The 19,942-nt window shown below is 59.1% G+C and carries 19 protein-coding genes; 13 read left to right on the top strand and 6 right to left on the bottom strand.

The genetic code is table 11. From position 1 onward, the window contains the following. The first annotated feature begins 223 nt into the window (after window positions 1-223). Both EJA72_RS24385 and EJA72_RS24380 read left to right on the top strand, forming a co-directional pair. On the top strand, window positions 224-1,228 hold the full coding sequence (locus EJA72_RS24385; protein ID WP_157714451.1) for an asparaginase: 1,005 nt from the start codon (window positions 224-226) through the stop codon (window positions 1,226-1,228). 193 nt (window positions 1,229-1,421) lie between these two features. Next, window positions 1,422-1,736 (top strand): hypothetical protein, encoded by a 315-nt coding sequence (locus EJA72_RS24380; RefSeq protein WP_157714450.1) that lies wholly within the window; start codon window positions 1,422-1,424, stop codon window positions 1,734-1,736. 54 nt (window positions 1,737-1,790) lie between these two features. Here the strand turns inward: EJA72_RS24380 and EJA72_RS24375 are convergent, their stop codons facing one another. Then, window positions 1,791-4,652 carry an EAL domain-containing protein gene (locus tag EJA72_RS24375; RefSeq protein WP_157714449.1) on the bottom strand — a complete coding sequence of 954 codons (2,862 nt, stop codon included), beginning with the start codon at window positions 4,650-4,652 and terminating at the stop codon, window positions 1,791-1,793. Window positions 4,653-4,910: 258 nt separating this feature from the next. Here EJA72_RS24375 and uvrD point away from each other — a divergent pair, with 258 nt between their 5' ends. The 4 genes from uvrD (at window position 4,911) to EJA72_RS24355 (ending at window position 9,294) form a co-directional block, all read left to right on the top strand. Next, window positions 4,911-7,094 carry a DNA helicase II gene (gene uvrD, locus EJA72_RS24370; RefSeq protein ID WP_157714448.1) on the top strand — a complete coding sequence of 728 codons (2,184 nt, stop codon included), beginning with the start codon at window positions 4,911-4,913 and terminating at the stop codon, window positions 7,092-7,094. 150 nt (window positions 7,095-7,244) lie between these two features. After that, complete coding sequence (locus EJA72_RS24365; RefSeq protein ID WP_157714447.1) at window positions 7,245-7,685, top strand: EamA family transporter; 441 nt, start codon at window positions 7,245-7,247, stop codon at window positions 7,683-7,685. Between the two features lie 178 nt (window positions 7,686-7,863). Further along, the gene (locus tag EJA72_RS24360) at window positions 7,864-8,739 is read left to right on the top strand and encodes a Tim44 domain-containing protein (protein WP_157714446.1); all 876 of its coding nucleotides are present in this window, start codon (window positions 7,864-7,866) and stop codon (window positions 8,737-8,739) included. Window positions 8,740-8,886: 147 nt separating this feature from the next. Continuing rightward, complete coding sequence (locus tag EJA72_RS24355) at window positions 8,887-9,294, top strand: SMI1/KNR4 family protein (RefSeq protein ID WP_007943369.1); 408 nt, start codon at window positions 8,887-8,889, stop codon at window positions 9,292-9,294. Window positions 9,295-9,348: 54 nt separating this feature from the next. Here the strand turns inward: EJA72_RS24355 and EJA72_RS24350 are convergent, their stop codons facing one another. Continuing rightward, window positions 9,349-11,112, bottom strand: a complete 1,764-nt coding sequence (locus EJA72_RS24350) for a cation:proton antiporter (protein ID WP_157714445.1) — start codon at window positions 11,110-11,112, stop codon at window positions 9,349-9,351. 202 nt (window positions 11,113-11,314) lie between these two features. Between EJA72_RS24350 and EJA72_RS24345 the strand changes: the two genes are divergently transcribed. Then, window positions 11,315-11,797 (top strand): acyl-CoA thioesterase, encoded by a 483-nt coding sequence (locus EJA72_RS24345; RefSeq protein WP_157714444.1) that lies wholly within the window; start codon window positions 11,315-11,317, stop codon window positions 11,795-11,797. Between the two features lie 70 nt (window positions 11,798-11,867). Here EJA72_RS24345 and pdxY read toward each other — a convergent pair whose 3' ends face one another. Next, the gene (gene pdxY / locus EJA72_RS24340; protein ID WP_157714443.1) at window positions 11,868-12,740 is read right to left on the bottom strand and encodes a pyridoxal kinase PdxY; all 873 of its coding nucleotides are present in this window, start codon (window positions 12,738-12,740) and stop codon (window positions 11,868-11,870) included. Window positions 12,741-12,860: 120 nt separating this feature from the next. Between pdxY and EJA72_RS24335 the strand changes: the two genes are divergently transcribed. Further along, the gene (locus EJA72_RS24335) at window positions 12,861-13,274 is read left to right on the top strand and encodes a DUF3301 domain-containing protein (RefSeq protein ID WP_157714463.1); all 414 of its coding nucleotides are present in this window, start codon (window positions 12,861-12,863) and stop codon (window positions 13,272-13,274) included. A 1-nt stretch (window position 13,275) separates the two neighbouring features. Here EJA72_RS24335 and EJA72_RS24330 read toward each other — a convergent pair whose 3' ends face one another. Next, window positions 13,276-14,247 carry a GTP-binding protein gene (locus tag EJA72_RS24330; RefSeq protein WP_157714442.1) on the bottom strand — a complete coding sequence of 324 codons (972 nt, stop codon included), beginning with the start codon at window positions 14,245-14,247 and terminating at the stop codon, window positions 13,276-13,278. Window positions 14,248-14,273: 26 nt separating this feature from the next. Between EJA72_RS24330 and EJA72_RS24325 the strand changes: the two genes are divergently transcribed. After that, window positions 14,274-14,630, top strand: a complete 357-nt coding sequence (locus tag EJA72_RS24325) for an NADH:ubiquinone oxidoreductase (protein ID WP_157714441.1) — start codon at window positions 14,274-14,276, stop codon at window positions 14,628-14,630. A gap of 4 nt (window positions 14,631-14,634) precedes the next feature. Here EJA72_RS24325 and EJA72_RS24320 read toward each other — a convergent pair whose 3' ends face one another. Both EJA72_RS24320 and zigA read right to left on the bottom strand, forming a co-directional pair. Next, window positions 14,635-15,285, bottom strand: coding sequence for a DUF1826 domain-containing protein (locus tag EJA72_RS24320; RefSeq protein WP_157714440.1), 651 nt, complete (start codon window positions 15,283-15,285; stop codon window positions 14,635-14,637). Continuing rightward, window positions 15,285-16,493 (bottom strand): zinc metallochaperone GTPase ZigA, encoded by a 1,209-nt coding sequence (gene zigA / locus EJA72_RS24315; RefSeq protein WP_157714439.1) that lies wholly within the window; start codon window positions 16,491-16,493, stop codon window positions 15,285-15,287. The genes EJA72_RS24320 and zigA overlap by 1 nt, the downstream gene beginning before the upstream one ends. Before the next feature lie 106 nt (window positions 16,494-16,599). Between zigA and folE2 the strand changes: the two genes are divergently transcribed. Genes folE2 through EJA72_RS24295 form a run of 4 tightly spaced genes read left to right on the top strand, consistent with a single transcriptional unit; the run spans window position 16,600 to window position 19,914 of the window. Then, entirely contained in the window at window positions 16,600-17,496 is an 897-nt protein-coding gene (folE2, locus tag EJA72_RS24310) for a GTP cyclohydrolase FolE2 (RefSeq protein ID WP_157714438.1), read from the top strand. After that, a complete protein-coding gene (locus EJA72_RS24305; protein ID WP_157714437.1) occupies window positions 17,493-18,161 on the top strand; it encodes a metal ABC transporter ATP-binding protein in 669 nt (222 codons plus the stop codon). The genes folE2 and EJA72_RS24305 overlap by 4 nt, the downstream gene beginning before the upstream one ends. Further along, window positions 18,161-19,027, top strand: a complete 867-nt coding sequence (locus tag EJA72_RS24300) for a metal ABC transporter permease (RefSeq protein WP_157714436.1) — start codon at window positions 18,161-18,163, stop codon at window positions 19,025-19,027. The genes EJA72_RS24305 and EJA72_RS24300 overlap by 1 nt, the downstream gene beginning before the upstream one ends. An 11-nt stretch (window positions 19,028-19,038) precedes the next feature. After that, on the top strand, window positions 19,039-19,914 hold the full coding sequence (locus EJA72_RS24295; protein ID WP_157714435.1) for a metal ABC transporter substrate-binding protein: 876 nt from the start codon (window positions 19,039-19,041) through the stop codon (window positions 19,912-19,914). The last annotated feature ends 28 nt before the right edge of the window (window positions 19,915-19,942 follow it).

The following is a 19,942-nucleotide window of genomic DNA, read 5'->3' as shown; positions in this document are numbered from 1 at the left end:
GACTAGACACCTCTCACCTTTTGAGGGCTTGGGGATCACTCTCCAGGCCCTTTTTTTTTGCTTTTTTTTGTAGGTGCGAGCTTGCTCGCGAAAAACTTGAGGGCGTCGTGGCCCCTTTGGTTAAACGCGTTATCGTTAACGATTCTTCGCGAGCAAGCATCGCTCCTACAGCTGAATCCCGCTGATCGGTTAAAATGCGCACAATCGAATTCGGAGAACCGCCATGAACTCAACGACCTACCCGGCCGCCCAGCACGTCATGGTGCTTTACACCGGCGGCACCATCGGCATGCAAGCCAGTGCGCATGGCCTGGCCCCTGCGTCCGGGTTCGAAGCGCGGATGCGCGAGTACCTGCACAGCCAACCCGAACTGGTGGTGCCGCAATGGCGCTTTCACGAGATGTCGCCACTGATCGACAGCGCCAACATGTCCCCGGCGTACTGGCAGCAACTGCGTGAAGCGGTGGTCGACGCGGTGAATGTGCAAGGCTGCGACAGCGTACTGATTCTGCACGGCACCGACACCCTCGCCTACAGCGCGGCGGCCATGGGCTTTCAACTGCTCGGCCTGCATGCCCGCGTGTGCTTTACCGGTTCGATGCTGCCGGCAGGCGTGACCGACAGCGATGCCTGGGAAAACCTCAGCGGCGCGCTGGTCGCCCTCGGCCATGGCCTGGCGCCGGGGGTTCATCTGTACTTCCACGGCGAACTGCTGGACCCGACGCGCTGCGCGAAAATCCGCAGTTTTGGCCGGCACCCGTTTGCGCGGCTCAAGCGTCAGGGTGGGGGCGTGAAGGCGGCTTCGCTGCCAACAGAACTGCTGTACAACCGCAGCAAGCAATTGGCGAAAGTCGCTGTGCTGCCATTGTTTCCCGGGATCGGTGCCGAACAGCTTGATGCGCTGCTGAACAGCGGCATTCAGGGCCTGGTGCTGGAATGCTACGGCAGCGGTACAGGGCCGAGTGATGACCCTGAGTTTCTTGCCAGCCTGCAACGGGCTCGGGACAAGGGCGTAGTCATGGTCGCGGTCACGCAGTGCCATGAAGGTGGCGTCGAACTGGACGTTTACGAGGCGGGCAGCCGCTTGCGTGGCGCCGGTGTGCTTTCGGGCGGCGGCATGACGCGTGAGGCAGCGTTCGGTAAGTTGCACGGGTTGCTGGGGGCTGGACTTGATGTGGCTGAAGTTCGTCGACTGGTTGAACTGGATCTTTGCGGCGAACTTTCTTAACGCCGTTCTTATGGTTAGTTTGAGTTCTCCATCTTCCCGGGGAACTCGGACTTCGCCAGTTGAAACCACCCACTGTAAAAACCACACTCAACATATAGCCTTACAAATACACTTTATTTATAACTCCCGCAAACCAGTTCAGTTGGATATATTGCTCGGGCAGGACGCAACTTAACTACAGGAGTTACACACTATGAGCATTCAAACCAAAGACTGGACCGCACAAATCAACCGTATGCCAGGCTCACTCTGGTTCCGCACCACCGGCACTGTCACCGTGGCGCACACTGGAATTACACCTAAGCTGGTAATGTCTGCCTTGCAAGACAAATCCTTCGATCTTCGACTGGAATTGAAACTTGAACAATCCGATGACATTGCGCTGCAAGTTGTAACAGATAAAGTTGTCGAATACAAAGCACTGGGCAACTCCAACGTGACCGGTGTCAGTATTTTCTTCGAAGGTGAACAAATTCATCATATTCGAGATATTATGATCACCAATTAACAGCACGACTACCTTCCCGCCAACTTAATTAGCGGGAAGGTCTTTCATGATCACTTATTGCTCTCGTAACAAACTCGCAAGCGACTCAGCCTCGATCGGGCGACTGATCAAATAGCCCTGCACTTCATCGCAGTGTTCGCCTTTCAGGAATTCAAGCTGTTCTTGCCGCTCCACGCCTTCTGCCACCACTTTCAACGACAAACCATGCGCCATGGCAATGATCGCCCGAGTGATCGCGGCATCCTCGCTGCCCTCCCCCAAACCACGAATGAAAGCCTGATCGATCTTCACGTAATCCACCGGGATGCGCTTGAGGTAGCTCAGGGACGAATAACCGGTGCCAAAATCATCGATCGCCAGTTTCACCCCCAGATCTCGCAACTGCTGGAAGGTCGCGATGATGTGCTCGACACTGTCCAGCAACTGGCTTTCGGTCAGCTCCAGCTCCAGGTAATGCGGCGCCAGACCGGTTTCCTCCAGCACCTGACGCACCAGGCTGACCAGTTTGCCCTGACGCAATTGGTGCACCGACAGGTTGACCGACACCCGAATCGGCTCAAGCCCTTGCCGTTGCCACTCGCAGGCTTGCCAACACGCCTGACGCAGGACGAACTCGCCGATAGGGCCGATCAGCCCGGTTTCCTCGGCCAGACCAATGAAATCCCCCGGCGGCACGCGGCCCATGGTCGGATGATCCCAGCGTACCAGCGCTTCCGCGGCATTCAATTTTCCCGAGGCCAGGCACAGTTTCGGTTGGTAGAACACCTTCAACTGCTTCTCGTCGATGGCTTTGCGTAGCTGGTTTTCCAGTTGCAGACGTTCCAGCGTGCTGGCCTGGAGGCTGTCGGTGTAGAACTGGAAATTATTACCGCCCAAGTGTTTGGCGTGCTGCATGGCCATGTTCGACTGGCTGACCAACGCGGAAATTTCCCGGGCGTTGTCCGGCAACATGCTGATGCCCATGGAGGCGCTGACGACCAACTCATGGCCGTCGATGGTCAGCGGCACACACAGCTTGGCCGACAAACGTGTCGCCACCCGCGCCAGGCTCGACAGATTGCCATAGGCGTTGAACAGCACCGCGAATTCATCACCGGACAACCGTGCGATGGTGTCTGCCTCAGGCAACGCATTGACCAGCCGCCGAGCCATTTTCTGCAAAAGCTGGTCAGCGATCTCATGGCCAAGGCTGTCGTTGAGCAGCTTGAAACGATCCAGATTGATGTGCAGCAGCGCCAGATTGCGATGACTGCCCTGCCGCACTCGCTGGTGGGCTTCGCTGAGTCGTTCACGGAACAGCGAACGGTTGGCCAGGCCGGTGAGTTCGTCGTAATGCGTCAAGTAACGCATGCGCTCTTCGGATTCGCGCCGGGCCGACAGATCGGCGAAGAAACCAACGATATGACTGACATTGCCCCGGTCATCGCGCACGGCACTCAGTTGCAGCCATTGCGGGTACATTTCGCCATTTTTGCGAGTTTCCACCAGCTCACCCTGCCAACCGCCGTGCTGCTCCAGGGCCTGGTGAATCGCGCCGTAGTGCCGGCGGGCGTCACGACTGCAGGGCAACTCCATCACATTGCGCCCGATCATGTCGTCGATGTCATAGCCGGTGACACGACTGAAGGCCTGATTGATGGCGATCAGTGTGTAATTCGGGTCGAAAATTACGATACCTTCACTGGCCGCCTCGAATACCGTCGCCGCCAGTTGGCGCTGCTCTTCCAGGCCTTTTTTGACGCTGATGTCGCGACGGGTGCCGACCATACGGATCACCCGGCCGGACTCGCTGCGCTCAACCGCTCGCCCGCGGTCTTCGATCCAGACCCAGTGGCCGTCACCATGGCGCACGCGGTATTCGATCTGGTAATCGTCGGTGCGACCTTTCAAATGCTCGACCAATGCGCGTTTAAGTGCCGGCAGGTCATCGGGGTGCAGGCGCGGCTTGAGGTGACGCAGCATGGCCGTCACATGTTCCGGCTCCAGGCCGAACAGCTCCTGGAGTTGCGTGTGATGGACTTCGTCGGTTTGCAGGTTCCAGTCCCACAGCCCCAACTCACTGGCCTTCAGTGCCATCGCCAGGCGCGCTTCACTTTTGCTCAGGGCCTGGTTTGCCGCATCCAGCTCCAGGCTGCGCTGGGCGACGCGGCTTTCCAGCCCGGTCTGAATTTCACGCAATTCGTTTTCGGCACGTCGGCGCTGTTCGACTTCTCTGGCCAGTTCAAAGTTGAGCTGGTCGCTACGGCTTTGGGCCTGCTGCAGATGCTCGATCAATGCCTCGTTCTGGAAGCGCCGCAACAGGCCGCGATCGATCAATCGATTGACCTGCCAGGCCACCACGCTCAATGCACCGAGCAAAATCAGGCCAAACCAGCCCCAGCCCTGTCCCTGCTCATCTCCGCCCCAGAACAGATAGCCGATAGCCGGCAACAGACACGGCAAGGTGAAAGAGAGGAACGCCGGCAGGCTGACCGCGTAAGCCACGCTGGCCGATAGCGCGGCGGCGCCGATCAGGCCGAAGACCCAGGCTTGCTGGATGAAGTTGTCGGCAGGCACCAGCGCAATGCCCGCACCGGCCAAGGTCAGGCCGGTCATGGCCGAGCCCAGTAAAAACATGCGCCACCAGATGGTATGCGCCTGGCGGTTGGGGATTGCCGAATCGAAGGCCGCGACTTGAATCACCCGCAACGCCACCAGCGACAGCAGCCACACCAGCCAGACGCTGACCAGGAAGTAACGCTGCGGGCTCCAGAGCAAACCGGCGCAGACCAGACCATTAATCAGCATGAAAAGCGTGGGCAGCAGCGAGCCCTGATAAAGCAGGCGCGTGCGTTCGACCGCCATTTCCATGGCGTACTGTTTCCGGATAACCCGGGGCTCCACAGTGGGGCCCGACAGGTCGGAGCTGAGGGTCATAGGCAATGTTCTTGTTCTTATAATGATGAGCACGAGCCCGAAACGTCGACGGAGCATACACAAGCAAGTGCCCGGACCAAACTGCTCCGGCGCATAAAAAACACAAAAATATTCGCCGCATCCATCCACGTAAAAGTGCCGAGGCGAGCCCCGCCAAGACTTCCAGCCGGTGACTGACCGGTCGTCCTGCGCCTGACTTTCATCGGCTAAAGCAATGCAGGGTTTGCCCGGTGTGACGCGGCCCCCTAGAATGCCCCGATGCGCGATGATCTCTCCCTTCTGCTGAACTCCCTCAACGATGCCCAACGCCAGGCCGTAGCTGCCTCCGTGGGTCGTCAGTTGGTCCTGGCCGGTGCTGGTTCCGGTAAAACCCGAGTGCTGGTGCACCGTATTGCCTGGTTGATCCAGGTCGAAAACGCCTCGCCCCACTCCATCCTGTCGGTGACCTTCACCAACAAGGCCGCTGCCGAGATGCGTCACCGCATCGAGCAGCTAATGGGCATCAACCCGGCCGGTATGTGGGTGGGCACCTTCCACGGCCTGGCGCACCGCTTGCTGCGGGCGCACTGGCAGGAAGCGGGCCTGAGCCAGACCTTCCAGATTCTCGACAGCGACGACCAGCAACGGCTGGTCAAACGGGTGATCCGCGAGCTGGGGCTGGACGAGCAGCGCTGGCCGGCCCGCCAGGCCCAGTGGTTCATCAACGGGCAGAAAGACGAAGGCCTGCGCCCGAAACACATACAAGCCAGCGGCGACATGTTCCTGGCGACCATGCGCAGCATTTACGAGGCCTACGAGGCCGCGTGTCTGCGCGCTGGTGTTATCGACTTCTCCGAGCTGCTGCTGCGTGCCCTCGACCTGTGGCGTGATCACCCGGGTTTGCTGGCGCATTACCAGAAGCGCTTCCGTCATATATTGGTGGACGAGTTCCAGGACACCAACGCCGTGCAATACGCGTGGTTGCGTTTGCTGGCCAAGGGCGGCGACAGCCTGATGGTGGTCGGTGACGACGATCAGTCGATCTACGGTTGGCGCGGCGCGAAAATCGAGAACATCTACCAGTACTCCGACGACTTCCCGGATGCCGAAACCATTCGCCTGGAGCAGAACTACCGCTCCACCGCCGGGATCCTCAAGGCTGCCAACGCCCTGATCGCCAACAACACCGGGCGCATGGGCAAAGAGTTGTGGACCGATGGCGGCGAAGGCGAAGCGATCAATCTGTACGCCGCCTTCAATGAACACGACGAAGCACGCTACGTTGTCGAAACCATCGAAAGCGCGCTGAAAACTGGCTTAGCCCGTAGCGATATCGCGATTTTGTACCGCTCCAACGCCCAATCGCGCGTTCTGGAAGAAGCCTTGCTGCGCGAACGCATTCCGTATCGCATCTACGGCGGCCAGCGCTTCTTCGAACGGGCGGAAATCAAGAACGCCATGGCCTACCTGCGCTTGCTGGAAGGCCGTGGCAACGATGCGGCGCTGGAGCGGGTCATCAACGTCCCGGCCCGTGGCATCGGCGAGAAAACCGTTGAAGCCATTCGCGACCATGCACGCCACAGCGATGTGTCGATGTGGGAAGCCATGCGCCTGCTGGTCGCCAATAAAGGTCTGACCGGCCGGGCTGCCGGTGCGCTGGGCGCGTTTATCGAGCTGATCGAGAACCTTGCCGCCAAATGCATGGAGATGCCGCTGCACCTGATGACCCAGACCGTCATCGAGCAGTCGGGCCTGATCGCCTACCACGAAGCGGAAAAAGGCGAGAAAGGCCAGGCACGGGTAGAAAACCTTGAGGAACTGGTCAGCGCTGCGCGTAACTTCGAAAACGCTGAAGAAGACGAAGACCTGACGCCGTTGGCGGCGTTCCTCGGTCATGCGTCGCTGGAAGCCGGGGATACCCAGGCCGACGAGCACGAAGACAGTATTCAGCTGATGACCTTGCACAGCGCCAAAGGCCTGGAATTCCCTTACGTGTTCCTGGTGGGCATGGAAGAAGGTCTGTTCCCACACAAGATGAGCCTGGAGGAGCCGGGTCGTCTTGAGGAAGAGCGTCGCTTGGCCTATGTCGGCATTACCCGGGCGATGCAGAACCTGGTGATGACCTATGCTGAAACCCGACGCCTGTACGGCAGCGAGACCTACAACAAAGTGTCGCGTTTCGTACGTGAGGTGCCGAAAGGTTTGATCCAGGAAGTGCGCTTGTCCAACAGCGTCAGTCGCCCGTTCGGTGGCAATCAATCGATGAGCGGCAGCAACCTGTTCAGCGGCAGCGAGATTCCGGAAACCGGCTTCAGTCTGGGTCAGACGGTAAGACACTCGATCTTTGGCGATGGCGTGATCCTCAACTTCGAGGGTTCCGGCGCACAGGCGCGGGTGCAGGTGAATTTCAGCGAAGGCAGCAAGTGGCTGATGCTCGGCTACGCGAAGCTGGAAGCGATCTAGAAGGCTGCTCGGAAGCTTTTCTGTGGGAGCGAGCCTGCTCGCGATGAACGATAACGCTGTGCTTCAGATACACCGCGGCGCTCCGATCGCGAGCAGGCTCGCTCCCACAGGGGCTTGTGTTGAAGCCACCTCAATAGGTTGATCATATCCATGGGCTCAGGTTTCTTTTCGTCGTGGACATTCTGGGCCCTGATGTCGGCTGCATTCGCCGCAATGACCGCCATCTTCGCCAAAATCGGCATCGAAAACGTCAACTCCGACTTCGCCACGTTGCTGCGTACCGTGGTGGTTTTGGTCAGCCTGGCCTTGATTTTGTACGCAACGGGCCAATATCAGTCATTAGGCTCTATCTCCGCCAAGAGCTATCTGTTCCTGCTGTTGTCGGGACTGGCCACCGGCGCATCGTGGATCTGCTACTTCCGTGCGCTGAAACTGGGACCGGCTTCGCTGGTCGCTCCGGTAGACAAACTCAGCGTGGTGCTGGTGGCGTTGCTCGGTGTGATCCTGCTGGGCGAGAGACTCGACCTGCGCCAATGGGGCGGAATCGGTCTGATCACGGCCGGAGTGGTGATGCTTGCGCTCAAGCGCTAGGTAGCATTCCTACAGTACTTTTCCATTCATCCTACAGATCAAAGTAATAGGCCTTACGGCGCTGACAGAAGCTGAACACAACCTGTCAGGCAAAAGCCCGAAACACTCTGCCGCTAGCCAGTAACACTTCAGCTGTGCAACATGGCGCGCGTGCCATCCACAAATGGGAATTCCCTTTATGAAACGTTTTCTTAGCATCGCCATGGCGTTGTGCATCGGCCTGACGATGAGCCTCGACGCCAACGCCAAGCGCTTTGGTGGCGGCAAAAGTGTCGGCGCCGCGCCGACCCACCAGACCAGCCAAATGGCTCCTTCTTCTCCAGGCATGGGCGGCGCTGCGGCGACCGCTGGTGCTGCCGGTGCCGCTGGCGCTGCGGCCAAGGCCGGCGGTGCTTCGCGCTGGCTCGGCCCTCTGGCCGGTATCGCCGCGGGCGGCCTGCTGGCGTCCATGTTCATGGGCGGCGGATTCCAGGGCATGCAGTTCTTCGACATCCTGATCATGGCTGTCATTGCGTTCCTGGTCTTCCGCTTCATCGCCGCCCGTCGTCGCAAGCAGCAGGAGCATATGGCTCCGGCTGGTCACGCACCGATGCAGCGTGAAGTGTTCGAGAACAAGCCTGCTGGCGGTTCGATCTTCGGTGGTTCGGCTGCTCCGGTTGCCGCTCGTCCGGTCATCAATGCGCCGGCCTGGTTCAATGAAAAGAACTTCATTGAAGCGGCCCGCAACCACTTCCAGTCCCTGCAGCAACATTGGGACGCCAACGAAATGGACAAGATCGCCGAGTTCGTGACGCCGCAAATGCTGGAGTTCCTCAAGCGCGAACGTGCCGATCTGGGCGACGGTTTCCAGTCGACCTACATCGATAACCTTCAGGTCCAGCTGGACGGTGTTGATGACCGTGCCGACAAGACCATCGCCACCCTGACGTTCAGCGGCGTGTCGAAGACTTCCCGTTTCGACCAGGGCGAAGTCTTCAGCGAAAGCTGGAACATGGAACGTCCACAAGGCGAAAACCAGCCTTGGCTGGTCGCCGGTATCCGCCAGAACGGCTGAACCGACTCGCGTTGACTGTGTTGCAACGCTGTTTCAATAAAAACCCCGGCCTCGGCCGGGGTTTTCTATTTCGCGGTTGCATCTATAGCGAGCTACTGTATAAACCGCCCCATATAAACCGCGCCATCAAGCAAGAGGATCCCGGACGTGGAAGAAATCATCGAACAACTGCGTGAAGCCAACGAACCGGTACCGGTCCCCTTGGAATTGCCTGACGAAGATCAAATCGTGGAAATCGAAGAACAGCTGTTCATCGACATCCCGTTTGTCTTCAGAGAATTTTTGCTGACCGTCAGCGATGTGGTCTACGGCAGCCTGGAGCCAGTGACCGTCACTGATCCACAATCCCACACCTACCTGCCAGACGTTGCCGCCAACGCCTGGGATGCCGGTGTAGATCGCAGCATGATCCCGATCTGCCAGGACGGCGACGACTACTACCTGGTTGAAGAAGACGGCACCGTGGTGCTGTGGCAGGCAGAGGAAGAGCTGATTGCCGAAGAAACCTGGGAATCGGTGTGGCACTGGGCGCGGGACGTCTGGCTGGAAAGCTGACCCTGACTTTGTAGCAGCCGGACGCAGGCTGCGCCAGCTGCTACCGGTCCGGTTTCAATGCCCTGACGATTCCTTGTGGTTGTCCAGGGTTTCAAGCAAGGCCACCTGCATGCGCGTGTGCACGCGGATGAACCAGCGCCAGAGAAGCGCCGCCACGGCGGCCGCGACCACGGCGATCAGCATCAGCAACTTGTTGGTCGGCAGAATGCTGGCCGACAAGGCTGCCAGCAGCAGGAAAATCACCAGCAGCGAGAGAATCGGGATCACTTCGGCGATCACTCGGCGCACTCGCTGCGTGTGACGGCCGGCCATGTCCGGTTTCACGCCCATCTCCGCCAACAGCATCGACAACGCCTTGAGCTTGCGATAGGCGGCAATCAGGAAGGGCAGTGACAGCAACAGCGCCCCTCCCCAGATCAACGCTTTCTGCCAGCTTGGATCGCTGATCCAGTCTTGCAGGTACGCGGACATGCGCTCGGCGAAAAACGCGCCTGAGAAGAAGATCGCGATCACCAGCGCCAGATTGACCCCCACCTGCAACAGAATCCGCCGAATCATCGACGCCAGCAGCGCGCCTTCACCCTGGGGCTGAATGCTGCGCAACCATTCTCCGTACATGCCCAGTACCCGCCCCAAGCGCTTCGGCATCACGGCGGCCAGCTTGATCGACAGCGGATCGGCGGCACGAATCAGGTAAGGCGTCAGCAGCGTGGTGATCACCGAGACGGCCACGGCGACCGGATAGAGGAAGTTGCTGGTGACCTGCAGCGTCATGCCCAGTGCGGCGATGATGAAGGAGAATTCGCCAATCTGCGAAAGACCCATTCCCACACGCAGTGAGGTGCGTCCGTCATTGCCGGCGATAAACGCCCCGAGGCCGCAGGACAGCATTTTGCCAAGCACCACCGCCACGGTGATCACCGCGATCGGCCACGCGTATTGCAGCAGGATCATCGGATCGAGCATCAGCCCGATGGCGACAAAAAAGATCGCACTGAACAGGTCGCGAACCGGCTCGATCAGCCGCTCGATTTTCAGCAACTGCCGGGATTCGGCCATGATCGCGCCAATCAGGAAGGCCCCGAGCACCATGCTGTATTCGAGTTTGACCACCAGCAGGCAGAAGCCGAAACACAGGCCCAGCACGGTAATCAGCAGCATCTCGTTACTTTCAAACTTCGCCACGTAGGCCAGCAAGCGCGGTACCAACAAGATGCCGATGACCAGTGCGACGACCATGAAAAGCGAAAGCTTGCCGACCGTTGAAAACACTTCGCCGGAACTGACCGTGCCGCTGACCGCGATGCTCGACAGCAAGGCGATGATGCCGATGCCGAGAATGTCCTCGACGATCAGCACACCAAAAATCAACTGCGCAAAGCGCTCGTTCTTCATCTTCAGGTCATTGAGTGCCTTGACGATGATGGTCGTCGAGGAAATCGCCAGAATTGCCCCGAGAAACAGCGAATCCATAGTGTCCCAGTCAAACCAGCGGCCGATTTCGTAGCCGATCCAGATCATCAGTACGATTTCCAGGAACGCCGAGATGAACGCCGTGGCCCCCACCTTGAACAGCTTGCGCAGGCTGAATTCCAGGCCCAGGCAGAACATCAGGAAAATCACTCCGAGTTCGGCCAGGGTCTTGATGGTTTCTTCGTCGTGGATCAGGCCGAACGGCGGCGTGTGCGGCCCGATGATGAAGCCGGCAACGATGTAGCCCAGGACGACGGGCTGCTTGAAGCGGTGGAAGAGCACGGTCACCACGCCCGCGACCAACATGATCACTGCCAGGTCCTGAATAAAACTGATGGCATGCATGGCGTGGGGCTCCTTAAGGTGGACTTTCGGAGGGTAACACCGCGACTTACAGCAGAAAGCCGGTGCAATATATGGAAACAGATCGATCCACGCGTGACGGCAGCCCCCCGCCCGGCGTCCCGATAACTGTTGGTTTGAAAATGCTGGCGAGGCACCCGCAGAGGTGCGCCCCTGAAATCCTGCCTTGAATCGTGAGAACGCTATGGAACCCGGAAACACCCAGCTGTCGATGACAGTACTGATGACCCCCGACATGGCCAATTTCTCTGGCAATGTTCACGGCGGCACCCTGCTGAAGTACCTCGACGAAGTGGCCTATGCCTGCGCCAGCCGATACGCCGGCCGCTACGTGGTGACCCTGTCGGTGGACCAGGTGATTTTCCGTGAGCCGATTCATGTCGGCGAACTGGTGACCTTCCTGGCTTCGGTCAACTACACCGGCAACACCTCGATGGAGGTCGGCATCAAAGTGGTGACCGAAAACATTCGCGAGCGCTCGGTGCGCCATACCAACAGCTGCTTCTTCACCATGGTGGCAGTGGATGACGACCGCAAACCGGCCGCAGTGCCGCCCCTGCAACCGCAGAACAGCGAAGACAAACGCCGCTTCATGCAGGCGCAGCAGCGTCGGCAGATTCGTCAGGAACTGGAAAAGCGCTATCAGGAAATCAAGGGCGACGCCTGATACGTTCGGTCGTTAGATCATCCGCAGGCAAGCCTCGCTCGTGTAGGAGCGAGGCTTGCCCGCGAAGCTTTTAAAGGCTGATCGGCGTTGCCTCGAACCGCACCCGCGGATGTGCAATCCGGTCCTGCGCCCGCACCAGTTCCAGCTCATAGCTGGCGCAAGCCTGAGTCTCTAGCAGCACTTCATGCACGGCCGACGCAGCGAACTCGAAGGCTGCCACCAGGCTATCGCCCAACAGCACGCGTGCCAGGAATAGCCCCGAAGTCAGGTCGCCCACGCCCACCGGTTGACGCGGAAACGCCAGCAGCGGGCGGCGCAAATGCCAGCTCGCGTCGGCCGTCACCAGCAACATCTCAAAAACATCGGCCGGTTTTCCGGGATAGGCCAAGTGTTTGACCAATACCGCCTTCGGACCGCGCGCCAGCAGCGCTCGTGCCATGGCCAGACAGTCGAACAGCGATTGCGGCTTGCGCCCCGAGAAGGTGTCCAGCTCCAACTGGTTCGGGCACATGAAATCAGCCACGGCAGCCGCCTCTTCCAGCAGGAAGTCGCTGACTTCGGCCGGTACGCTGCAGCCCTTTTCCGGGTGCCCCATCACCGGGTCGCACAGATACAGCGCCTTGGGGTTCATCGACTTGATCCGCGCCACGCCCGTCAGGATCGCCCGGCCCTGGGCGGCACTGCCCAGGTACCCGGACAGCACAGCGTCGCAGTTGCCCAACTCGCCAATCGCCGCGATGCCTTCGACCAAATCGGGAATCTGCTGCGGTGACAGCACTTCACCGGCCCACTGGCCGTATTGGGTATGGTTGGAAAATTGCACGGTATTGAGCGGCCAGACATTCACCCCGACCCGCTGCATCGGGAAAACCGCGGCGCTGTTACCAGCGTGGCCGAACACCACGTGGGACTGAATGGCGAGCAGATGGGGCGTACGTTTCATGCGGTGAGTTTTCCGTAAACCGATTGAAATTCTAGCCGCGCAGTATGCGACGAAAAGCAGCCTGTACGACAGACCGGCGACGCAGTTAAGCTGACACTATCTAGTTGGAGCACCCTGTTGATGCTGACCCTCGGAAACATCTTCGTGCTGATGCTGCTCGCCACCGGCGGCGCATGGCTTTGGCACAACCACGGCCTGCGCGAACGCGCGCTGGAGCGGGTGAAGCAGCATTGCAGCAAGCTCGAAATCGAGCTGCTGGACGGCAACGTAGCCCTGAAAAAAATCGCCTTCATCAAAGACGCCCGCGGCCGGCGGCGGTTGGCGCGCGTGTATAACTTCGAATTCACCGTGACCGGTGAAACCCGCCACAACGGGACTATCACCCAGTTTGGCGCCCACAGCGCACAAATCGAGTTGGCGCCCTACCCGGTGCCATTCGACGACACCCCGGCGGTGGTCGATGTGGTGAAACCGCGCGCCGAGGTGATTGAGCTTAGTCAGTGGCGGCAGGAACACTCCAAGTGGCGCCCCTGATTTAAGCCGAACCCAACCGGCAATCAGCCAGATCCCGTTGCAGCGAATCTATATCCTGCGGCTCACTGAAAATAAGCTCGATTCGAGAGTCCTGTCGCCATTCGCTGGCCTGCCATTGCAGCGCCAAGTTATCCACTGCATTGGCCGAAACCCAACCATCGGCGCTGTGGATAACCATCTTCGCTCGCCGCCAGGCAAGGCTTTCAAGCCATTGGCCAATCATTGTCTTATCGAAGATCTGGCCAGGATGCCAGCGCCAGCCAATGCTCCAGCCACCCTCCTGGCTCTGACTCAAGCAAATCGGCATTGCAGGGTCCGTCCAAACGGCAGGTATCTTCCCCAAACCTTTGGGCGCAATGAAGTTATCCACACCTGCTATCGCTGATGCCTGGACACCCGGCAATTGACTCAGCGGTAACCTGGCCTGTTGCGTCCAATACAGTGGTCGCGATGGCAACTGTGCGGTGACTCGTTGTCGGTCACTTTCGCAGAGCGTTTCGGACTTGTTGAGCAACAACAATCCAGCATCGCTCAATGCCTCCTGTTGCGAATCAGGCAGCAATTTTCCTGCGGCAAGCGCTTCGGCGTCCAACACCAGTACGCAAGGTTGTACGGCCAGTACACCCACCCACGGTGCTTCATTCAGCTGCCTGAGCAACTGCGCCGGATGCCCCAAGCCTGAGGGCTCGATGAACAAGCGATCCGGTCGCGCCTTGCGCAACAAACGCCCGAGCCCGATCTGAAACGGCGCACCATTCACGCAACACAAACAGCCCCCGGCCACTTCACCCAGTGCGATACCATCCGCATCCTGGGTCAACAGCGCGGCATCGAGGCCGATCTGGCCGAATTCATTGATCAGCACCGCCCAGCGCTCACTGGCCGGGCGTTGGGCCAGCAGCTGCTTGATCAGGCTGGTCTTGCCAGCCCCCAAAGGGCCAGCAATGACGTGAGTTGGAATGTTCTGCAGCATTTTGGCGATTTCTGAGGAGGTGGAAAATGCGGTTGACGGGATTGTCGATGTTTCTGGCGCTGGTGTCGGGGGAGGTTCTGGCCCAGGCATGTGTGGTACATAGTACGGCCGAGCGACTCGACGTGAAGGTCTGCCAGCAGAACCGCAACATCCCGGAGCACCTGTTCGCCGATGGTTTCTGCCAACCCAACCTGGCGGGGCAGAAAGTCGAGGTGCAGTACGTCGACCAATGCCCTGCCGGCGCTTTCGGCGTATGCAGCAACGCCCAGGTCGCCAATATGCCTTACCGGCAGGATATTCACTATTACGGCGTAGCGACGGACGCCGCTTACTTGCAGCCGTATTGCGAAGCGCAGAGTCAGGGCAAGTGGCTCAAGCCGTGAGCCGTTAGCTCAGCCAGTCGAGGGTCAGGATCAAGCGGCGCTCGCCGGGTGCAAGTTGTGGCGAGCGATGGATAAGGCCAAAACCTTCATTGCCGTGCCACTTTTCGCCTTTGAGTAGCGCCACGTTGCCGTTGCCGATTTGCTGAATCAACGCATTGTTCGTAGGTTCGGATTCGGCTTGGCTCAATTGGCGGCGGTCCATCACGCCTTCCTTCAGCCATTCGCTGCCGATGCCGGCGTACGTGCTGATCAGACGCACCGGTACATGGTCGACGTGAAAACGCGGGCACATGGCCTTGTCCAGAGCCCGTAGACGCAGGCCGATGCGCTTGGCGCCCAGCAGACAGGCAAATGCGCTGACCAGCCATGAAACGTCCGTCAGGAAGCCTTCATACCCCTCAAGATCACTGAAGCCCGATGCCAATCCGCACAGATTGGGTTCTGCGTCTTCACCGGGCATTTCCAGGACCAGCGACTCGGCCAATGGCTCGTTCAAGGACAGCAACAGACTAGCGAAATCAGCGATGTGCAACGGGAGATGGCGCTGCCAGACAGCGAGGTTTACGCCATCGTCCAGAATCCGCGTGAGGGTTTGCGGCATCTCGCCTTGAACCTGGCGAATGACCGGTCGCAATTTCAAGGTCGGCGCCAACATCACGCGGCCACCTCGTCATGCCAGGGACCGAACGGGTCGGGCAACAATCGCCAGCCCTCGGCTCCTGACGACATTTCTTCATCGTTCAACAGGCAATCGTCGAGCTCGGCGGTCAGCAATGTGAAGTCGATGTTTTGGCCAATAAACACCAGTTCCTGTCGGCAATCACCCGTGTTGGCGGCCCAGTTTTGCAGGATGGCGGCAGTGCTTTCTTCGTCCTGCGGCCACTGGGTTTTCGGCACGAAACGCCACCAGCGCCCGGCAAAACCGTGGCGCATCAAACCGCCAGCCTGGGACCAGCTTCCGGCGTCCGTGGGCTTGCTGGCCAGCCAGAAAAACCCTTTTGAACGCAGCAATTTGCCATTCACCCACGGACGGTCGATGAAGCTGAAAAAGCGCTGCGGATGGAACGGTCTGCGTGCCCGGTAGGCCGTGGAGGCGATGCCATACACTTCGGTTTCCGACACGTGTTCGCCGCGCAGTTCCTGCAACCAGCCTGGGGCTTGGGCCGCCTTTTCAAAGTCGAAGCGTCCTGTATTGAGGATCTTCTCGAGGGGGATTTCGCCCATGACCATCGGGATGATGTCGGCTTGTGAGTTCAGCCGTTCGAGGATCGCGATCAGCTCCTCGCGCTCGCGGCTGCTGATCAGGTCGATCTTGCTGATCAGAATCACGTCGGCGAATTCGATCTGCTCGATCAGCAGGTCGGTAATGGAGCGTTCGTCCTCCTCGCCCAACGTTTCACCGCGGGAGGCGAGGCTTTCAGCAGCCTGGTAGTCGAGCAGGAAGTTCATGCCATCGACCACGGTGACCAGGGTGTCGAGCCGGGCGATGTCCGCCAGGCTTGTGCCGTCTTCATCTCGGAAGGTAAAGGTTTCCGCCACGGGCAGCGGCTCGGAAATACCGGTGGACTCAATCAACAGGTAATCGAAGCGACCGTCCTTGGCGAGTTTGCGGACTTCTTCGAACAGGTCTTCGCGCAAGGTGCAGCAGATGCAGCCATTGCTCATCTCCACGAGTTTTTCTTCGGCGCGATTGAGGGTGACATCGCGCTGAACTTCGCTGCCGTCGATGTTGATTTCGCTCATGTCGTTGACGATGACGGCGACTCGCAGGTTTTCACGGTTACGCAGCACGTAGTTGAGCAGCGTGCTTTTTCCGGCGCCGAGAAAGCCGGACAAGACAGTCACGGGGAGACGATTAGGCATCAGGGAGTCCTTATGAGGCTGATGAAAGCTTGTTCATGAAAAAGGCGTAGTCGAAATAGATGTAATAACATAACATCAAATTCCGATGACCACGATGGACCTCTTCATGAATGCGCTGACTCTGCCGGATATCGCCGCGCAGGCCTCACGCCAAAACCTGCCGCTGGAATGGGTAGGCATGTGCGGCATTGCTCTCCCCGTTTTGCTCGGAGGCCAACGGCTGAGTGCAAGGATCGATGCCGGCGTGAGCCTTGACGATGGCGACGCACGTGGCATTCATATGTCGCGACTCTATCTGGCGTTGGAAATGCTCGAGCAGGAAAACCTGACGCCCGCCCGCTTGCAGCGTGTGCTACAGAGATTCCTCGAGACACATGAAGGTCTATCCAACAGCGCTTACCTCACAATCCATGCTGATTTGCTGCTCAAACGACCCGCTCTGATCAGTCCTTTGGCTGGCTGGAAAGCCTATCCGGTCAGCATCGACGCGCATGTGAAAAACGCGATGTTCCACGTGGAACTAAAAATCGACATCCCTTATTCCTCTACTTGCCCGTGTTCCGCAGCGTTGTCCCGGCAGTTAATTCAACAGCAATTCATCGATGACTTTGCCAGCAGCCCCCTGCAACACGCGGATGTTCTGGATTGGCTCGGTTCTACAAATGGCATCGTTGCAACGCCTCACAGTCAGCGCAGCAATGCGCAGTTGAGGGTTCGTCTCGATGATTATCTGGATGACCTCCCGTTAATTGCATTGATCAACGATGCTGAAGCAGCCCTCGGTACCGCCGTGCAAACCGCCGTAAAGCGTGCCGACGAACAAGCCTTCGCCCTGGCCAACGGTCAGAACCTGATGTTCTGCGAGGATGCCGCCCGACGCTTGAATGTGGCCTTGAAACGATCGCCAGGCATCAACGCCTTTCACCTTAAAGTCGTGCACGCCGAAAGCCTTCACGCTCATGACGCCGTCGCCGAAAGTCGATGGAATTGGGTGACCGCATGATCCGCTGCCTTGATTTGCGTTGGGGTGCGCCCGGGCAACCGCTCACTCCACCCGTAAACTTCGAACTGCTCGAAGGGAGTCTGACAGCGGTGATCGGTGCCAACGGCTCAGGCAAAAGCAGCCTGCTGAAAGTCATCGCGGGCTTGCAAAAACCGCTGTCCGGAAAAGTCATTCTCAATGTTCCACGCAAGGGCTCGGTTTCGTTTCTCCCTCAGCAACAACACCTCGACCGGCAATTCCCGATCAGTCTGCAAGAATTAGTGGCCGCCGGTTTCTGGGGCAGCAAGAAACCAACAGATGTCCGAAACCAACGCCTCAAAGCCGCGTTGGAAAACTGGTGCCTGAGCGGTTTGGAACAGCGCCCATTAATGGCCCTCTCCGGCGGCGAATTGCAACGTGCCCTGCTCGCCCGATTGAGCCTCGCTGAAGCGCCCTTGCTGTTGCTCGACGAACCTCACGCCGCACTTGATGAGCTCGGGCAATCACTGCTGTGGAAACACATCCACGCCTGGCACGCCGAAGGCCGCACCTTGGTGGTCGTGTGCCATGACCTCGCTGCCGTGCGCCAACACATTCCGCAAGCGCTTCTGATCAAAAGTAGTGGCTGCGTACTCGGCCCAAGCACCGAGCTCATCCACCAACAACCACAGACGCAGGTGGCCTGATGCTCGCCGCCGCTCAGCTTTGGCAACCGTTCCACGAGTTTGTGTTCATGCGCCGGGCACTGATCGGTGGATTGGTATTGGCTTGCAGCACGGCACCGCTCGGAGTGTTTTTGATTCTGCGGCGCATGAGTTTGATCGGCGATGCGGTCGCTCACGGCATCCTGCCCGGCGCTGCGCTCGGTTTCTGGTTCGCCGGCCTGAGCCTGCCGGCGCTGACCCTCGGAGGCCTGGGAGCCGGCTTGAGCATGGCGGGGCTCGCGGCATGGATCACCCGTCGCACCGGTCTGCGAGAAGACGCGAGCCTCGCTGCGATCTACCCCATCTCATTGGCGAGCGGTGTGCTGATCCTCGGCATCGCCGGCAAACGCCTGGACCTGTTGCACCTGCTCTTTGGCTCGGCGTTGGCCGTTGACGGGCCGACATTGACCGGCATGTTGTGGGTCTGCGGATTCAGCCTGATCGCGATGGCGCTGATTTACAAACCGTTGCTGCTGGATACCCTCGACCCCCTCTTCCTGCAAACCGTCAGCCGGCTCGGTCCGCTGGCACACGGCGTGTTCCTGACATTGGTCGTGCTGAATCTGGTGATTGGTTTTCAAGCTATCGGCGCGTTGATGGTGGTCGGTCTGATGATGTTGCCCGCTGCCGCTTCTCGATTCTGGAGCCGGCGCTTGCCGGTATTGATGGCCATCTCCGCCCTGCTCGGCTGCCTTTCAGTGTGGCTCGGTTTGCTGCTTTCGTTTTACTACTCGCTGCCGAGCGGCCCGGCAATCGTCTTGGTGGCTGGCGCCTTGTATCTGCTGTCCGTGGTGCTCGGGCCTGTGCATGGCCTGCTGCGCCGCCCGCCTTTGCTCACATCCCAATGAGGTGTTTCCCGATGCGCGCTTTACTCGTGCTGTTCAGTTTGATGCTGTCGATGTCGTTGTCTGCGGCGGAAAAACTTCAGGTGGTGACCAGCTTCAGCATCCTTGCCGACATGACTCATCAGGTCGGTGGCGAGCATATCCAGATCACCAATATGGTCGGCCCCGATGCCGATGCGCATACCTATGAGCCGACACCGGATGATGCCAAGGCATTGCTCAAGGCCGGGCTCATTGTCAAAAACGGCTTGGGCTTCGAACCCTGGCTGGACCGCATGGTGACCAGCACCGAGACCAAAGCCCCGGTCATCAGCGCGAGCCGTGGCGTCATTCCGCGTTCCCTGGATGAAGAGGGCGAGACCGTTCCAGACCCTCATGCCTGGCATAACCTGGCGAACACCGAGCTGTACATCAGCAACATCACCAAGGCGCTGATCAGCGTCGACCCGGCGAACAAGGCTGACTACGAGCGCAACAGCCAGGCGTACCTGAAACAGATCTACGCGCTGCTCGCCGAAGCCAAGGCCAAGCTGGGTTCACTGCCACCCGGTAACCGCAAGATCGTGACCTCGCATGATGCATTCGGCTATCTAGGTCAGGCGTACGGGATCGACTTCATGGCGCCTCAGGGTTTGTCCACTGAACGTGAACCTTCAGCCGCCGAAGTCGCCGCGCTGATTGCTCAGATTCGTCAGGCCAAAGTCAAAGCGGTGTTCATGGAGAACATCAAGGATGCGCGCCTGCTTAAACAGATCGCGGATGAAAGTGGCGCGCATATTGGCGGGACGTTGTACTCCGATGCGCTGGCCGCCAAGGGTCCGGCCAGCACCTTTACCGGACTGTTCGAATACAACCTCAACACCTTGTATGAGGCGTTGAGCAAGCCGTGATCCAAAAGATCAGCGGCTTGCGGATGAC

Source organism: Pseudomonas sp. PB120, assembly GCF_009761815.1.
Classification (GTDB): domain Bacteria; phylum Pseudomonadota; class Gammaproteobacteria; order Pseudomonadales; family Pseudomonadaceae; genus Aquipseudomonas.
Note: the sequence above shows the minus strand (reverse complement) of the source record. Positions and strands in the feature narration are given on the sequence as shown.

Coding starts and splice junctions, on each gene's coding strand:
- EJA72_RS24320 (WP_157714440.1), bottom strand. CDS start 15,285: ATGTTGGCGCCGACCTTGAAATTGCGACCGGTCATTCGCCAGGTTCAA.
- EJA72_RS24295 (WP_157714435.1), top strand. CDS start 19,039: ATGCGCGCTTTACTCGTGCTGTTCAGTTTGATGCTGTCGATGTCGTTG.
- EJA72_RS24305 (WP_157714437.1), top strand. CDS start 17,493: ATGATCCGCTGCCTTGATTTGCGTTGGGGTGCGCCCGGGCAACCGCTC.
- EJA72_RS24350 (WP_157714445.1), bottom strand. CDS start 11,112: ATGCATGCCATCAGTTTTATTCAGGACCTGGCAGTGATCATGTTGGTC.
- EJA72_RS24375 (WP_157714449.1), bottom strand. CDS start 4,652: ATGACCCTCAGCTCCGACCTGTCGGGCCCCACTGTGGAGCCCCGGGTT.
- EJA72_RS24345 (WP_157714444.1), top strand. CDS start 11,315: ATGGAACCCGGAAACACCCAGCTGTCGATGACAGTACTGATGACCCCC.
- uvrD (WP_157714448.1), top strand. CDS start 4,911: ATGCGCGATGATCTCTCCCTTCTGCTGAACTCCCTCAACGATGCCCAA.
- EJA72_RS24360 (WP_157714446.1), top strand. CDS start 7,864: ATGAAACGTTTTCTTAGCATCGCCATGGCGTTGTGCATCGGCCTGACG.
- EJA72_RS24325 (WP_157714441.1), top strand. CDS start 14,274: ATGCGGTTGACGGGATTGTCGATGTTTCTGGCGCTGGTGTCGGGGGAG.
- EJA72_RS24385 (WP_157714451.1), top strand. CDS start 224: ATGAACTCAACGACCTACCCGGCCGCCCAGCACGTCATGGTGCTTTAC.
- EJA72_RS24365 (WP_157714447.1), top strand. CDS start 7,245: ATGGGCTCAGGTTTCTTTTCGTCGTGGACATTCTGGGCCCTGATGTCG.
- EJA72_RS24300 (WP_157714436.1), top strand. CDS start 18,161: ATGCTCGCCGCCGCTCAGCTTTGGCAACCGTTCCACGAGTTTGTGTTC.
- EJA72_RS24330 (WP_157714442.1), bottom strand. CDS start 14,247: ATGCTGCAGAACATTCCAACTCACGTCATTGCTGGCCCTTTGGGGGCT.
- folE2 (WP_157714438.1), top strand. CDS start 16,600: ATGAATGCGCTGACTCTGCCGGATATCGCCGCGCAGGCCTCACGCCAA.
- pdxY (WP_157714443.1), bottom strand. CDS start 12,740: ATGAAACGTACGCCCCATCTGCTCGCCATTCAGTCCCACGTGGTGTTC.
- EJA72_RS24335 (WP_157714463.1), top strand. CDS start 12,861: ATGCTGACCCTCGGAAACATCTTCGTGCTGATGCTGCTCGCCACCGGC.
- zigA (WP_157714439.1), bottom strand. CDS start 16,493: ATGCCTAATCGTCTCCCCGTGACTGTCTTGTCCGGCTTTCTCGGCGCC.
- EJA72_RS24380 (WP_157714450.1), top strand. CDS start 1,422: ATGAGCATTCAAACCAAAGACTGGACCGCACAAATCAACCGTATGCCA.